This is a genomic window from Flagellimonas crocea, assembly GCF_033441595.1.
GTDB classification, from domain to species: domain Bacteria; phylum Bacteroidota; class Bacteroidia; order Flavobacteriales; family Flavobacteriaceae; genus Flagellimonas; species Flagellimonas crocea.
On the sequence record NZ_JAUZVX010000001.1, the window covers coordinates 809,373 to 825,035 of the forward strand.

Here is a 15,663-nt window from a genome sequence, read left to right on the forward strand (position 1 = left end):
AGGTACACAAATTTTGTTTTCTCCCTAATCCATTAATTTGTATTTTTAAAAAAATCAATCGAATGCCCAGACATTATCTTGCATTGTTGCTAGCCCTGTTTGGGCATTTTTTCGTACTGCAGGCCCAACAAAAGTATACGCTGAGCGGTACCATTTCCGAGGCCGCAAGTAACGAATCCCTCATTGGGGTAACGGTTGCCATATCAGAATTAAAAACAGGAACCACTACCAACGAGTACGGTTTTTATTCCATAACGCTTCCAGAGGGAGAATATCAAATCATAGTGAGCTATCTTGGATTTCAAGAAGTGGTAAAGACCATCACCCTGAACCAAAATATTAAGCTAGATTTTAATTTGACCGAAAAAACTGAGGAGCTACAGGAGGTCGTGGTCACGGACAATGTTGAAAAACTGGACATCCGAAAACCGCAAATGAGCGTCACTTCGCTTGCCTCCAATACCATCAAACAAATTCCAGTGGTGCTTGGCGAATCCGATGTTATAAAATCACTTTTGCTTTTGCCCGGGGTGACCAGTGCGGGAGAAGCTTCGTCAGGCTTCAACGTGCGCGGGGGCGCAGCGGACCAAAACCTTATCCTACTGGATGAGGCCACGGTATTCAATTCATCCCACTTGTTTGGTTTCTTTTCCGTATTCAATCCGGACGCGATAAAGGATGTAAAACTCTTTAAGGGCGGAATCCCGGCGAGATACGGGGGCAGGGTTTCCTCGGTTCTGGAAATCTTTCAAAAAGAAGGGAACAGCAAAGAATTAAAAGTAAACGGAGGTATAGGTGCCGTGGCCGGCCGATTATTGGTAGAAGGCCCCATACTAAAGGATAGAACCGCATTTTTAATCGGGGGAAGGGCGTCCTACGCCCATTTGTTCCTACCCCTTTTTGATGTGGACAACAAAGCCTATTTCTATGACCTGAATACCAAAATCAATCATAAAATCAACGCGAATAATAGCGTATATCTTTCAGGCTATTTTGGAAGGGACCTATTCAACATTAGTGACAGGTTTGTAAACGTGTATGGCAATGCCGTTGGCAATTTTAGGTGGAACCATTTATTTTCAGAAAAACTGTTCTCCAATCTTTCGTTGATCTATTCAGATTATTATTATGGGTTAGAGCTTGATTTTGTGGGGTTTGAATGGAATTCAGGCATTCAGAACTTTAACGTCAAGTATGATTTAAAACACTACCTGAATGATAAACTTCAGCTCAACTATGGGATAAACAGCATATACTATGTATTCAATCCAGGGAAAATTGTACCCAATAGCCCCGATTCCGGTATTGTGGAAGAACAGCTCACCAAAAAATATGGCAATGAAAATGCTATTTATGCAGATATTGAACATCAAATCACCGACAATTTAAGTGTGGAATACGGATTAAGGGTAAGTCAGTTCAATAGATTTGGTCAAGATAAATTGTATGTATACCAAAATGACAATCCTGTAGCATTTGACCCCTTTACCCTTACCTATCGTGAGGCAGAACCAATTGACACCATACAATCTTCAAGGAGCGAGACTCTCAAGACCTTTCTGAATTTGGAGCCAAGAATATCCATGTCTTATACATTTCGGGAAAATAATTCCATAAAGGCAAGTTACACGAGGCTTTCACAGTACCTTCATCTATTGTCCAACACCAGCTCCCCTACTCCTTTGGATGTCTGGACGCCCAGTGGGCCCTTTGTCAAACCGCAATTGCTGGACCAATATGCCGTGGGGTATTTTAGGAATATCAAAGGAGGGACGTACAGTTTTGAAACCGAGGCGTTCTACAAAACCATACAGAATAGAATAGATTACATTGACGGTTCCAACCTCATCGCCAACAACGCTATAGAACAGGTTATCCTAAATGGCGAGGCAAGAGCTTATGGTCTTGAACTATTGATCAGAAAAAACGATGGTCGATTAACGGGTTGGTTGGCCTATACCCTGTCCAAATCCGAACAGCGGACGCCGGGAAGGGATTTGGATTTTGATACGGGCCGCTCCAATTTGGAAACAGGCATCAATTTAGGGGACTGGTATAATACCCCATACGACAAAACCCACGACCTGTCCCTCTACGGAAGTTTTGAACTCAACGAAAAATGGAGTTTCAACACCAATTTTATCTTTCAGACCGGCCAGCCGACAAATTATCCTATAGGGCAATTTGAGTTTGAAGATATCAACGTTCCCTATTATGGACTCCGAAATAAAGAAAGGCTGCCCAATTATCATCGTTTGGACGTTTCTGCCGTTTTGACCCCAAAAAGGAACAAGCGCAAAAAGGTACAGTCAGAATGGGTTTTCAGCATTTATAACCTGTACAGCCGAAAAAACGCGGCGGCCATCAATTTTAGGGAAAATGATGATACAGGGCGAAACGAGGCCGTTCGCACATCTATCTTTGGAATCATTCCATCGGTAACCTATAATTTCAAATTTTAGTGGTATGAAAAAACTAGTAATTTACATATCAGCTTTTATTGTGATGACCTCTTGTGAAGACGTGGTCGATGTGGACCTACCGGAAACGGAGAACAAATTGGTGGTAGATGGGCTCTTAAGGGTAGACAAAAGCCAGGAATTTATCGACGTAAGAATTCGTATGAAGGATGCCAGCAATTTCTACGATGAAAATGTACCCACCCAAGTAGAAAGTGCTATTATAACCTATGGAAAACCTACAGGAAATGGACTGTTTGAGAGCATAGCGTTTTCAAGTCTGGCGGAGGAAGCGCCTGGAACGGGTGTTTATGTGCCCGACCCAAATTTTTCCTCCGATCAGCGCATCAGGACCTCTGCGGCAGTTCCTGGAACAGTTTTTATTCTCCAGATTTCATATCGGGACAAAAAGTATTACGCACGGACCGAATATGCACCTACCGTGCCCTTGGACAATCTGGAGCAAGGAGACGACACCCTGTTTGATGAGGAGGAAACCGAAATCATTGTCACTTTTACGGACGACCCGGATAGCGATAATTATTATGTGTTCGATTTTATGAACGGTGAATTCCAAACGGTAGAAGATGAATTTTTCCAAGGACAACAATTCCAATTCTCGTATTTCTACGATAAGGAGTTGGAAGCCGGGCAAAATGTTACAGTAAGTATCTTGGGCGCCACTCAGGAATTCTATAATTACATGGATCTGGTACTGGAACAAACAGAGAACAACGGAGGCGTGTTCCAAACACCTGTTGCCACGGCACGGGGCAACGTATTCGATATTACGGGTTTGGACAATATCAATATTTTTGACAATGTGGAGCGTCCCAATGATTTTGCCCTGGGCTTTTTTGCAGTCGTCCAAGAATATTCCCAAAGCATTACCATCGAATAGAAAAAGCCCTTGCTTTTAAACGATAAAGTATAGTAAAATCACCATTGCAATCCCGACCAGACCCTGGACCAAGGTTCCCAACGTATGTCCGCGCAGCGCCGTTTTAACCTTCATATTGGAAAACTGTGAAACTACCCAAAAATAACTATCGTTGATATGTGACACCGTCATGGCCCCTGCTCCGATGGCCAGAACAGCCAAGGCCTTATCAGTAATGGAAACCAAACCAAAGGTTTCCAACAGAGGTGCAATGATGGCAGATGTGGTAATAATAGCAACGGTTGATGATCCCTGAGCCGTTTTGAGCACTGCTGAAATCGCAAAAGCTATCAAAAGCCCACCGACTCCTGTGCTGGACTCCAAATTAACGATGGATGCAATATCCATAGTTCTCAGAATAGCACCAAATGCCCCTCCTGCTCCGGTTATCAGTACAATGGCTCCCGCTTGCTTGAACGCTTCGGGAACCCACTCCTTTTTCTCTTCCGAAGGAACGTTTCTACCCAACGCAAAAGCAAAGAAAACCCCGATCAACAATGCGATTACCGGACTGCCCAAAAAACCTAAAACAGAGAAGGCCCAACCATCGCCCAACGGATGGGTCGGGTAATCTGCAACAGACTTCAATGCTATCAAAATTATCGGTACCAATAAGGGCAAAAAGGCTTGAAAAGGTTTTACCGTAGATGGAAGTTCCTCTTTAGTTTCCGTGGTTTCCAAAATCCCATCTTCCTGCAATGATTTTCCGATGAACCTCGCCCAAAAATAGCCTGAAATGGATACTGGTATTGCGACCAAAAGCCCAAATATCAGCACCATTCCCAAATCCGCATCCAAAATGGCGGCAGCGGCCAAAGGCCCGGGTGTCGGTGGCACAAACACGTGAGCGGAATATAACCCTGTGGCCAAAGCAATGGCAAAAACAAGCACGGGAATGCCCGTTTTTTTACTGATGGCTTTATTTAATGAGGAAAGTATAATATACCCCGAATCGCAATACACTGGAATGGAAATGACAAAACCCGCCAAGTTCATTGCCAAAGGCGAACGCTTTAGGCCGATTATCCCCAAGATGCTATTGGCCAATACTTGTGTGCTTCCCGTTTTTTCAAGGTAAATGCCAATGACCGTTCCAAACGCGATAACCAATCCGATTCCAGAAAGCGTATTTCCAAAACCCTCCACCATGGTGGACATTATGCTTTTTGGCGCCATGCCCAAGAAAAAACCAGAAGCTATTGCTGCTATGGTCAGCGAAAAGATGGGATGCATTTTAAACTTTACGGTAGCAATGACAATGAACAGGACGACCACCCCAAGAACTAGTAATTCCATAGTTGATTTTTAGTGCAATATCCTTTAAATATAAGCTAATATTCCTACTTTGGTCCCATGAGAAGAACGAACAAGGAACTTCTGGTAAAAGGATTAAAATCATTTGGCTTTACGGTACTGGCCATGTTCATGGGACCTTTTTTAATCTATGAAGCATTTAAAAATGAAGGGCACCCCTTCTATTGGCCCGTTCTCATTTTAGGAATATTGTGTGCAGGAACCGCAATCTATCTGGGGTTTCGTTCGGTAGGCATCGTAATGGATGCCGTTTTTGGGAAAAAGTCAAAAGATTAGTTCCTTGTGCCGGGAGGCCCATTTTTCCATTTATTGGAAAGCTGGGCATAGTCATAGTCCAATACCGACTTTTGCCTTTCCAATCGGTTTGCCGCAAAGGCCCGTTGCAAAATGTCCTCTATCAAATAGTCCTCATGTACTTCTTCGGGCCGGAATTCCTCTTTTAAACTGATCTTGAACAAACTCGCTGTAGTATTGTACCAAAAGGCGCGCCATCCGCTGCGGAGTTCTTTTACCAGGTCGAAAGCAGTCTCCCCTGTTTGTCTATGGATCAATTTGACCAAAATCTGTCCTTCGGTACGGGTAAGTTTCTTTAACTCTTCGGAAAACTCGCCCTCGATATATTTTTGGACCTTACGGGTATATTTTCTCTGATGCCTAGGTTTTTTGATGAGCTTTAAGCTGTCGTTCAGCTCCACCAATCGTTCGGCCGCCAATTTAGCATATGGGTAAACCTTCAGGGTTTTTCTTCTAAGAATGTAGTAACGCAATTTATCTTCCCGACTGGCAAAGTCCAGTTCTCCGAAAATATAGACCTCTTCCAGCTCAATGGAACTCATCAAAATGGAATCCCCTTCGAACCTAATATAGTAGTCCTCTATGGAATCATTGGCAATCGAATCCATTGGTGTTTTAATAGAGTCCCCTTTCGATTCTTGGGCCCATCCAAAGCCATAAATCGTTAAGAAAATAACTAAAAAACAGATACGTAGCATCATATTTCTTTGTCAAAAGTCTTGCCAAAAGTAAGTATAAAGGTGTGATTTGGCTATTAAATAAAAGTGAATATTCTTAAGTTTGTGTTCTAAATCAGATACATGTCAAAAGAGAAAATCATCAACGAAAAATCCCTTGAGTTTTTAGAAAAATACCTAAACAACCCATCACCGACGGGTTATGAATGGGAAGGTCAAAAAATTTGGATGGACTACGTAAAACCTTATGTGGACGAGTTTATCACGGATACTTATGGCACGGCCGTAGGTGTCATCAATCCAGATGCAAAATATAGGGTGGTTATCGAAGGGCATTCCGATGAAATTTCTTGGTACGTTAACTATATTACCGACGAAGGATTGCTTTATGTAATCAGAAATGGCGGTAGTGATCATCAAATCGCCCCATCAAAATGGGTAGACATCCATACCAAAAACGGTATTGTGAAAGGTGTATTTGGATGGCCAGCTATCCATACCAGGAACAAGGAAAAAGAAGAGTCTCCAAAATTGGACAACATTTTTATCGACATTGGCGCCAAGGATAAGGAAGAAGTGGAGAAAATGGGCGTCCATGTGGGTTGCGTAATCACCTACCCTGACCAATTCCATATTTTGAACAAGGACAAATTTGTTTGCCGTGCCTTGGACAACAGAATGGGCGGTTTTATGATCGCCGAGGTTGCTCGCCTGCTCAAGGAGAACAAAAAGGAGCTACCTTTTGGATTGTATATTACCAACTCGGTCCAAGAAGAAATTGGATTACGTGGTGCCGAAATGATCACACAGACCATAAAACCAAATGTTGCTATTGTTACCGATGTTTGCCACGATACCACCACTCCAATGATCAACAAAAAGACGGAGGGCGAGACAAAGATTGGTGATGGACCTGTAATTTCTTATGCGCCAGCGGTACAGAACAAATTACGTGAGCGTATTTTGGAAACTGCGGAATCCAAAAAGATTCCATTCCAGCGCAATGCATCATCACGCTACACCGGAACTGATACGGATGCTTTCGCCTATAGCAATGGTGGCGTTGCTTCCGCTTTAATATCGTTGCCCTTGCGCTATATGCACACTACAGTGGAAACGGTTCACAGGGACGATGTGGAGAACGTTATCCGTTTGATTTATGAAACTTTATTGAACATCAAAGAAGGGGAAACGTTCAGTTATTTTGATTAACTGATTATTTTTCATCATCCCGATATTAAAATTTGTCGCCTCGAAAGTTCTTCGGGGCGACTTTTTTTTATCTTTATGTGATATGGATGAGCAAGTTGACATTTTGGACGAACATGGAAAACCTACAGGGAAATCCTGTTTAAAATCAGAAGCGCACCGGAAGGGACTGCTTCATCCAACGGTACATATTTGGCTGTACACACCCGATGGACGAGTATTGATTCAACAGCGCGGCAAAGATAAATCTACCCACCCCCTACTTTGGGATGTTTCCGTGGCCGGGCATGTTTCCGCCGGGGAAGAAATTGTTTCTGCTGCCATTCGCGAAGTGGCGGAAGAAGTTGGACTTACCATTTCGGAGTCAGATTTGGAACCTTTGGGCACTTTCAAGGCCATTCACAAAATTTCCGAGGACTTTATTGATGCTGAATTGCACCATATCTTTTTGTGCCAGCTCAGCGTTCCCTTGAACCAACTCATCAAACAGGAAAGTGAGGTCGAAGATTTGGCGCTTATACCGTTATTCAAGTTCGCTGAGGAAACCTGGGGCTTGGCCAGTGTTGGCAAGTATGTACCACACGGACCCACCTATTACAAAACAATCATTAAGGAAATTAAAAGTCGGACTTGACTTTTTCAACAAATGCTTCCAGAGCATCCAAATTGTAATCCTTCTGGTCGCCTGTCTTCATATTTTTGACCACAAATTTACCGTCGGTCAACTCTTGGTCTCCCAAAAGAATTACATAGGGCACTCCTCTTTTGTCGGCATATTTGAACTGCTTCTGCACTTTGGTGTCCGTAGGGTATAAATCCGCTCTAAGACCTTCTTTACGTAGTCCTGAAACCAGTTTTAAGGCAGCTCTTCCCTCTTTCTTTCCAAAATTGAGGCAAAGCACATCCAAAGATGAATCCAAACTTTCAGGGAACAGGTTCAATTCTTCCAAAACCAAATAAATACGGTCCAAACCAAAACTGATGCCTACGCCGCTCACATCTTTTAGTCCAAAAATACCTGTAAGGTCATCGTAACGGCCACCACCACCAATAGAACCCATTTGTACACCTTCGGGTGCGGCAACTTCAAAAATGGCGCCAGTGTAGTAATTGAGCCCGCGAGCAAGGGTAACATCCAATTGAAGGGTTGCCGATTGAAGTTCAACCATATCAACGGTAGAAATAATCTCTTCCAGTTCGGAGACACCCAACATTCCAATTTCGGAATCGGCAAGGATAGATTTCAGTTTTTCCAATTGCTCGGACGCGGTTCCAGTCATCTCAAAAAGAGGTTGTGCTTTGGCAATGGCCGGTTCGGAGATACCTTTTTCCACCATCTCCGCTTTTACTTTTTCCTCTCCTATCTTGTCCAATTTATCCAGAGCGACAGTAAAATCTACCAACAAATGCTTGGCTCCTATCACTTCAGCGATCCCTGATAATATCTTTCTGTTGTTGATTTTGATGGTGGTCCCTTTCAGGCCCAAATCAGTAAAAACGGCATCGTACAACTGCACAAATTCAACTTCTTGAAGCAGAGAATCAGCTCCCACCACATCGGCATCACATTGGTAAAACTCACGAAAACGCCCCTTTTGCGGACGGTCAGCGCGCCATACGGGTTGGATTTGATATCGCTTAAATGGAAAATCAATCTCATTTTGATGCATCACCACATAACGGGCAAAAGGAACGGTAAGGTCGTAGCGTAGGGCCTTTTCTGAAATTTTCGGCGTTAAAGAGGCTGAATTCTTTGAACTGTAGGTCACATCATCCACTTTGGAAATAAAGTCACCCGAGTTCAAGATTTTAAAAATCAAACGGTCGCCTTCATCCCCATATTTTCCCATTAGGGTTTCTGAGTTTTCAAAAGACGGGGTCTCTATCGGTTGAAAGCCATAGCTTTCAAAATATTTTTTTATGGTTTGGATGATATGGTTCCGTTTGGAGACCTCTGCAGGTGAAAAATCACGGGTTCCTTTGGGTATGGATGGTTTTTGTGCCATGTGGTTTTAAATTCTCGTGCAAATATACGCTTTTGGTCAGTGTTCCATAATCTGTTCAAACCACTGGTACAACTCTCCTTTGGTAATAACGGCCCCTTGTTTGATCAGCTCAAACTTATCCACATTCTTATCCACACCGTAGGCCTTGGAAGCTGATAGATATTCCACAAAATCGGATTGGTAATTACGTTTAAACCAGCCAAAACCTATCTCGGTCCTCAAATCGATTTCGGGATTTAAAATCTTGACAGAGAGCAACTTCATTTCCTTCTCTGTAAGATGGAAAAGATGCATGTGTTTTTCCGATACATTTTCAAGATACTCGACCTTGTTCAACACTCCTTCCCATATCAAATCGCTGAAAACATCGATTTCATCCTCCGCCACTTCAGGCTTTTCTTTTTTAAGCGTGTCCCATTCATCCGCTGTAATGGATTGGGTAGCCAAAAAGTTAATGAATTCGGGGTGGAGTTCCTCCAATTGTTCCTTTGTCAGACGTTTGTATTTCATCCTGCAAAAATATAAAAGGTAGTGGAAAACCGTATCCTTTTCAACATAAGAAAACGCTCAAATCCTTTGTTTACGCCATATTGCTTTAAGTTTACCTTAACCTGGAATTTTTGGCAGGCCCTTTTTATTATTGTAGTTTCGGAAATTAACATTTATTAAAAATAGAAATAGAATGAGATTTTTAAATCCTTTTAAAACTTTAGTGGTCTGCATAGCAACCATAGGTGCATGTGCTTTCTCACATGTGAACGCGCAGGAGCAGTTGGAGGTCAGCGATGCGGAACTGAATAAAATTGCAACTGCTTTTCCAGATATTCAACAGGTGAATATGGAGGCACAACAAAAAGTTATGAAAACTGTTGAGGAGAGTGGGTTTGAGCCCAATAGGTTCAACGAACTGTACCAAGCCGCTGCTTCCCCAGAAAAGACCATGGATGTAAGCGATGAAGAAAAAGAAAGATTTGGGAAGCTGATGAACGAAATTCAGCAAATGCAGGTGGGCTTCACCCAGCAAATCGAAAAAATCATCAGTGATGAGGGCATGACGCTTGACCGATATCAAAAAATTGCGATGGCACTGCAACGGGATACAGAACTACAGAATCGTTTGAGAACACTGCTTGAGCAAAAACAGCAATAATCAACTTTTTCTTGTACATAAATAAAAAAATCCCGAGCGAATGGCCCGGGATTTTTTTTGCTATGAAATGGCATTTTATATAAGTATGATTTTTTGAATGGAGCTACCAAATTGTGTCTCCAAAACCACAATGTACAAACCCGATGGCAAACCCGATATGTCCATTGGGATTTCGTATTCATCTTTACCAAATGCCTGCTCTTGCCCAATTAAATTATTGTTGGCCAATCCAAATACTTTTAAGCTGATATCACCAGGTATCCCTAAACCCACAGCCACAGTGAACTGACCGTTAGATGGATTGGGGTAAATAACAAAGTACTCTATTTTTTTATTGGTTTCCTCTTCCAAAACATCATCCGATATTCCATCGCCTTCCAAAACCAAAATTTTCTTTGTTTCTGTTGATAAGCAATCACCTCGATAAGCTTGTACTCCCACTTCATATTCACCAGGTTGGTTAAAAACTAGCTCCAACTCATCTGAATTCATACGCAACACGATTGCTTCTTCCGGCACCACCCATTCCAATTCGTCGGGAATTGGATAACTGAGATCTACTGCCAACACCGTTTCGCCCGCCACTATTTGGCTGGACATTGCAAATTCTGCATTGGTTTGGTCTGGCTGGCCCAATATTACCGAGGTTTGGTATTCACATTGGTTGCTATCCTTCACAGTTACCTCATAGGTTCCTGATTCCAACGCTTCAAAAAACGGATTTTCTTGAAAATCAACGCCATTGTTTATAGAGAAGATGTATGGAGGTGCTCCCCCTGATGCACTAACCTGAATATTTCCTTCGTTACCAAGAAAACATTCTGTTATATTAGGTATCCCACTCGCAGTCAATTCTTGATTTGGCTCGGTGATTTCAACCAACTGGGTTACTGCTGGCACGTCAGAATTATCGGTAACTGAAAGTATGTAAGTGCCGGCGGAAAGACCGGAAATTGTTTTTTGGTCAGAAGCGGTAAAACTGATATCGCCTTGTTTATTCCATTTGTAGGTAAAAGGAGGTATTCCCGTCACATTTGCAGTAATAGAGCCTGTAAAGCCTCCCTTGCAGTTTACATGGGCCGTATTGGTTCCAACAATGGCAAGAGGGTCAGGTTCGGTTATTTGTATTGGTGTTTCCAAGGTAGCTTGACACCCCAACGCATCGATAACAACTACCTGATAGGTTCCGGCTTCCAACCCTACCAGATTCGTATTGGTAGATTCAAGTTTTGGTTCATAAGGTTCGCCATCTTTTGTCCAATTGAATGTGTACGGTGGCGAACCATTGTCCAAAGAAATCTCAAAACTTCCATCCTCCTCCCCGTTTAAAGAGACATTGGTTTGGGAAATCATTTCCACCGTAAAGAAACCTTCGGGCTCTTCGATGACAATAGGTTGGTTTTCATTGGTTACTTGGCATTGCCCATCTGAAACAATATAGATGTATTCGCCAGCTTCCAAATCGGTTCTAATGGGTCCGTCTTGCTGCGTATCCAACCAGCTGACCGTATATGGCCCGCCCGTACCTCCTGAAATATCAAGTTCTATGCTTCCGGTGGCCTCATCCTTACAAACTACATCGGTTGTATTGACCTCAACACTGAGCAAAGGATTCACATAATCAAACAGATAGACTTCCTGCACCTCACTGTTGCCATTATCGGTAACGGTTACGGAGTATTCGCCCTGTCCCACGTTGATGGATTGTGTGGTTTCCCCGGTGGACCAAAGGTATTCGTACCCGCCATTGGTCCCTCCGCTTGGGTTAGCCTCAAGAATCCCTACATCGCCCTCGCAGGTTATTTGCAAGGTTTCTGTGATTTCAACGGATAAAGGGTCCAATTCCACAATGTCTTCGATTGGCGGCTCCACCTCGGTAAGGCATCCTGTTACTGCATCTTCAATGGTCAGCGTGTAGCTTCCCGGTTGCAATTGGTCTAAATGGTATGGGTTCTGCGGCTGAAATAGATCACCATCTTTTTCCCAATGCAGGATATAATTTCCGCTGCCCCCAATAATATTATCGATGCTTATTAACCCCGTGGGCAGATAATTCGGGGGGGTGCCCGGCTGGAATACTTGATGTACATCCAGCAGAGGGCTTGTATTTTCGATACCAACTTCAAATTCTTGGGACTCATAATCACAATCGTGACTATCGGTCAAGGTTAAGGTATAAGTGCCTTCTGGCAGATTGACCAAATGGGTATTGGTTGAGCCTTGGGGCAAAACGAAATCGTTCCCGTTTCTCTTCCAAGTAAAAGTATAGGGTGGGGAGCCTCCAGAGGGTGTTATGGCAATTTCGCCGTCGTTGCCACCTTCGCAGGTAACGTTTATGATTTCATTCGCGTCAATCTCGAAATCTGGAGGATCATTGATAACTATATCTACAAAATCACTTTCAACAGTTGGAAAGGCATCCTCATCAATAGGTCCAACAATCCATTTAACCCCATAGGTGTTTGCCGGTAGTTCATTGTTCTGAAAAACATATGTTTTATTTTCAAAATCATCCTTTTGTAACCCCATAATTTCAGTAGTTGTAAAATTATCATATTCATCAATACCAGTCTTTTCGTAAACAAGAATTGTCATTTTTTCCTCATCGGTCAGTGCATGGTCAAAAGTGATAGAAAAACCGCCATCAAGTCCTCCAGGGCAGGTGACTGGGCTGGGTACTGGGTTGGGAATGATTTGTTGGTCAAGATCTGGGGGCTCTGGACTTATTTCGAATGAATAAAAACCTATTGTCCGTTTTTCCGAATGTACACTTTCCGCTGGAATTGCATTAAAAAACTTAATATAGTGACCTGAACCCTCAGCATATATACTAAACCTTAACAGAATGTTTCCTAAATTCTTCAAGTTTTCAGGTAGTAGAATATCCAACTCCTCAGCTGTGATGCTCAAGGGAAACAGACTTTTGATTTGTGGATCGTTTATAGGCTGCCAATTAGGATTCCCTTGTACCAAATATTCCCAATGTCCATCTTCCACTTGTACACCTTCTCTTTCAAACAATAATTCAGAATAGTATTTTGAAATAGATTCATTCGGTTCCGTACTCGGTTCATTTGCCAATAACCAGCTTTTGGCATAACTTTTAGCTTGACTCCACGAATAAGTGTCCAAGCTCTCTGAGTTTGCATTACCGTATTCGATTGTTTCCCCGTATTCAATTAATCTATCATCCCTATTCTTTCTTGCATCGCACCAATCTGTCTGCCAGTCATTGGTAAATTCATCTGTAAGATAATTGTTGGAATAACAATAGCTTTCAGCAAAACCATCATTGTTTTGATAATCCAGGGCATAATATCGGGTTTCAAAATAGGATAATTCTAAGTTTTCATTGTTTGTGGTATAAAAATCATCTATTATTCCACCATTGCTACTGGTTAATCCTAAGTTGGGATAAGATATATAATGGGTCCAACAATTTTCACATCCATTATGCCATTCCTTAAATTCATAATTCAATCGAATTGTGTACAGTGCATTTTCCTGACTACAAATTTTCAACGAACATAAAAAACCTAACAGAATGAACACGACTTTTCTTTTCATATTTCAATAGGTTACTTCAATTTCACTCCACTCACTTATACTTCCATCAACAAAAACCGCTTTTATACTGTATCCATAATTGGAATTTGGGATGAGTTTCCTGTCAATAAATTGGCTTGTGGAAGGCTCAAAGGTTTGAAACAAAGTGTAATCATTTCCACTTTCCTTTTTGTACATCTGTATTTCCAATACATTGGGTTCGTTATAGCGCCAACTCAGTGCTATATGCTTGTTTTCTCTATCTACCTCTGCATAGAATCCCTTAATTTTTGGCTTTAGCAACGTTTGCGGCGTTGCAATGGCAACCAAAGGAGAAGGTCTGCTTTCCAGTCCAACTGTGTTTATAGCCGTAATGGTATAGCCATATCGGGTATTGGGTTCTATTTCAAGGTCCTTAAACGCTGTCAACGAAGTCTCTTCGGTTTCCAAAATAGGTTGCCAAAGACCATCTTGGAGCCCTAGCTGCTTCCGGTATATGATTTGTTTGGCAATCTTGTCAGACGAACTTGGTGTCCACTTTAAAAGAACCGTATCCCCCAACAGTTCATATGCTGTAAAAACAGGGCTAGTGGGCGGCACCCGACTGGGTCGCTCTAAGACCAAGGTGTCCGAGGGTTCGGACTCATTGTAACGAAGATCGGACGCCACGATTTGATAATACACCTTACTCGTAAAGGTTTTAGTATTGATGGTATCCTGAAAATGGGTTTCCAGTACTTCTCTTTTGGTCAGCCGAGTGAATTCTTGGTTTTTCCGGTCAGCGCGCAACACCGTGTACCCCTTCAAATCCATCTCCGTATTGGGTTGCCAAACCAGTTGTACCACGCCAAGCGTATCCACTGTACCTTGAAGTCCTATTGGTTTATGAGGAGGAATGGAATCCACAGGCTGAATCATAGCTGGTGAAGAGTCTTGGTAGTCTCCTGCAATTCCATACGCCCTTACCTTAAAGTAATTGATGGTCTCCAGTTCACTATATTTAAAGCTTCTTACTTGCTTATCCAACGCTGTGGCCACTGCTTTGTAGGGGCCGATGGCCTTGGGTGCTCTGAGCACATCAAATTGGGTTAACTTCCATGCTTCATCTTTTGGAAAATCCCATTGCAACTCCACTTCTTTCTCTGAAATAATGTTGTTTGATGTAAATTGTGGAATCGCCAAAAGTTCTTCAAAGGCAATGACCGATGTTGTATCGGAAGGTGGGCCGGTTTCATCGAACAAAGTTCTTCCCCGTACCCGATACCAATACTTTTTGCCATACTCTTGAATACTATCCGTATATGAAATACCGGAAACTTTAGTGACTGCCAATTTGGTTATGGGGGCATCATTTATTTTTTTAAATGTTTTACCGTCATTGGATCGTTCTAAATCATAGCTGGTATAATAATCCAGTAATGAATCGTATTCCCAGATCAAAACAAAGGCTTTATTATAATAATATCCTGCAAAATCAAATGGTTTAGGAAGATTGTGCACCTCAATGGGATCAACCAGTACCCCATTGTACCCCCCTTTTAAGTTTTCTGACGCATTGGCCAATTTGATGTTATAGAGATATTTTTCATTTGTTTTAATGCTTGCGTCAACATAGCCCATTCCAGCATATTGTGCTACTTCAAAATCTTGATCAACTGCAAACATTGAAAAAGCAAAGCGTTGGTCTAATTCTTCGCTTTCATTGATTACTTGCATAAATAAATTGTCATCGTTGCTGTTTGTATTAAAACTTTCCCCATAAATAGCTTGAGCAGTTATCGCGGCCACATCATTACTTTGAACCATTTCTCTCCATTCCAATAAAGGTTTTGGTTTTATAGGCCCTCCCGAAAGTATCTCTACCTCACCACCTAAAACTGGCTTCCCATCTCGTTCAATGATGTGTCTTTCCAAGATGTATCCATGATCAATTCCCGACTGCCACGATATTTTGTCCGTAGCACCCCATCTTATAAGTACCCTGCCTTCATTCATCCTATGCCTCATCACTATATTTGAATGAATTGTATCTGTTGGCAGATTTTGTCCTGTTACTTGAAAAAACACA

The 15,663-nt window shown here is 42.2% G+C and carries 12 protein-coding genes; 6 read left to right on the forward strand and 6 right to left on the reverse strand.

Features of this window, described 5'->3' with window-relative positions:
* The first annotated feature begins 62 nt into the window (after positions 1-62).
* Both SD449_RS03735 and SD449_RS03740 read left to right on the forward strand, forming a co-directional pair.
* Complete coding sequence (locus SD449_RS03735) at positions 63-2,462, forward strand: TonB-dependent receptor (RefSeq protein WP_318308842.1); 2,400 nt, start codon at positions 63-65, stop codon at positions 2,460-2,462.
* Positions 2,463-2,466: 4 nt separating this feature from the next.
* Positions 2,467-3,360: a DUF4249 family protein gene (locus tag SD449_RS03740; RefSeq protein ID WP_318308844.1), complete on the forward strand. Its 894-nt coding sequence runs from the start codon at positions 2,467-2,469 to the stop codon at positions 3,358-3,360.
* Between the two features lie 15 nt (positions 3,361-3,375).
* On the opposite strand, the gene SD449_RS03745 is transcribed toward SD449_RS03740, so the two are convergent.
* Positions 3,376-4,695 (reverse strand): GntP family permease, encoded by a 1,320-nt coding sequence (locus SD449_RS03745; protein WP_318308845.1) that lies wholly within the window; start codon positions 4,693-4,695, stop codon positions 3,376-3,378.
* 57 nt (positions 4,696-4,752) lie between these two features.
* Between SD449_RS03745 and SD449_RS03750 the strand changes: the two genes are divergently transcribed.
* Positions 4,753-4,989, forward strand: a complete 237-nt coding sequence (locus tag SD449_RS03750; RefSeq protein ID WP_318308846.1) for a DUF6095 family protein — start codon at positions 4,753-4,755, stop codon at positions 4,987-4,989.
* Here the strand turns inward: SD449_RS03750 and SD449_RS03755 are convergent.
* Positions 4,986-5,705: a DUF4294 domain-containing protein gene (locus SD449_RS03755; protein WP_404828018.1), complete on the reverse strand. Its 720-nt coding sequence runs from the start codon at positions 5,703-5,705 to the stop codon at positions 4,986-4,988. The two genes, SD449_RS03750 and SD449_RS03755, sit on opposite strands and share 4 nt — an antisense overlap.
* Before the next feature lie 102 nt (positions 5,706-5,807).
* On the opposite strand from SD449_RS03755, the gene SD449_RS03760 reads away from it, so the two are divergent.
* Positions 5,808-6,896, forward strand: coding sequence for a M42 family metallopeptidase (locus SD449_RS03760; RefSeq protein WP_318308848.1), 1,089 nt, complete (start codon positions 5,808-5,810; stop codon positions 6,894-6,896).
* 82 nt (positions 6,897-6,978) lie between these two features.
* On the forward strand, positions 6,979-7,527 hold the full coding sequence (locus SD449_RS03765; protein WP_318308851.1) for an NUDIX hydrolase: 549 nt from the start codon (positions 6,979-6,981) through the stop codon (positions 7,525-7,527).
* Here the strand turns inward: SD449_RS03765 and hisS are convergent.
* Both hisS and SD449_RS03775 read right to left on the reverse strand, forming a co-directional pair.
* Positions 7,511-8,899: a histidine--tRNA ligase gene (gene hisS / locus SD449_RS03770; RefSeq protein ID WP_318308852.1), complete on the reverse strand. Its 1,389-nt coding sequence runs from the start codon at positions 8,897-8,899 to the stop codon at positions 7,511-7,513. The genes SD449_RS03765 and hisS overlap by 17 nt on opposite strands.
* 36 nt (positions 8,900-8,935) lie before the next feature.
* A complete protein-coding gene (locus tag SD449_RS03775; protein WP_318308853.1) occupies positions 8,936-9,409 on the reverse strand; it encodes a DUF6495 family protein in 474 nt (157 codons plus the stop codon).
* A 172-nt stretch (positions 9,410-9,581) separates the two neighbouring features.
* On the opposite strand from SD449_RS03775, the gene SD449_RS03780 reads away from it, so the two are divergent.
* Positions 9,582-10,049, forward strand: coding sequence for a DUF4168 domain-containing protein (locus SD449_RS03780; protein ID WP_318308854.1), 468 nt, complete (start codon positions 9,582-9,584; stop codon positions 10,047-10,049).
* 75 nt (positions 10,050-10,124) lie between these two features.
* On the opposite strand, the gene SD449_RS03785 is transcribed toward SD449_RS03780, so the two are convergent.
* Entirely contained in the window at positions 10,125-13,616 is a 3,492-nt protein-coding gene (locus SD449_RS03785; protein ID WP_318308856.1) for a T9SS type A sorting domain-containing protein, read from the reverse strand.
* A 3-nt stretch (positions 13,617-13,619) separates the two neighbouring features.
* Entirely contained in the window at positions 13,620-15,602 is a 1,983-nt protein-coding gene (locus SD449_RS03790) for a fibronectin type III domain-containing protein (RefSeq protein WP_318308857.1), read from the reverse strand.
* Between the last annotated feature and the right edge of the window lie 61 nt (positions 15,603-15,663).

Coding starts and splice junctions, on each gene's coding strand:
- SD449_RS03735 (WP_318308842.1), top strand. CDS start 63: ATGCCCAGACATTATCTTGCATTGTTGCTAGCCCTGTTTGGGCATTTT.
- SD449_RS03740 (WP_318308844.1), top strand. CDS start 2,467: ATGAAAAAACTAGTAATTTACATATCAGCTTTTATTGTGATGACCTCT.
- SD449_RS03745 (WP_318308845.1), bottom strand. CDS start 4,695: ATGGAATTACTAGTTCTTGGGGTGGTCGTCCTGTTCATTGTCATTGCT.
- SD449_RS03750 (WP_318308846.1), top strand. CDS start 4,753: ATGAGAAGAACGAACAAGGAACTTCTGGTAAAAGGATTAAAATCATTT.
- SD449_RS03755 (WP_404828018.1), bottom strand. CDS start 5,705: ATGCTACGTATCTGTTTTTTAGTTATTTTCTTAACGATTTATGGCTTT.
- SD449_RS03760 (WP_318308848.1), top strand. CDS start 5,808: ATGTCAAAAGAGAAAATCATCAACGAAAAATCCCTTGAGTTTTTAGAA.
- SD449_RS03765 (WP_318308851.1), top strand. CDS start 6,979: ATGGATGAGCAAGTTGACATTTTGGACGAACATGGAAAACCTACAGGG.
- hisS (WP_318308852.1), bottom strand. CDS start 8,899: ATGGCACAAAAACCATCCATACCCAAAGGAACCCGTGATTTTTCACCT.
- SD449_RS03775 (WP_318308853.1), bottom strand. CDS start 9,409: ATGAAATACAAACGTCTGACAAAGGAACAATTGGAGGAACTCCACCCC.
- SD449_RS03780 (WP_318308854.1), top strand. CDS start 9,582: ATGAGATTTTTAAATCCTTTTAAAACTTTAGTGGTCTGCATAGCAACC.
- SD449_RS03785 (WP_318308856.1), bottom strand. CDS start 13,616: ATGAAAAGAAAAGTCGTGTTCATTCTGTTAGGTTTTTTATGTTCGTTG.
- SD449_RS03790 (WP_318308857.1), bottom strand. CDS start 15,602: ATGAGGCATAGGATGAATGAAGGCAGGGTACTTATAAGATGGGGTGCT.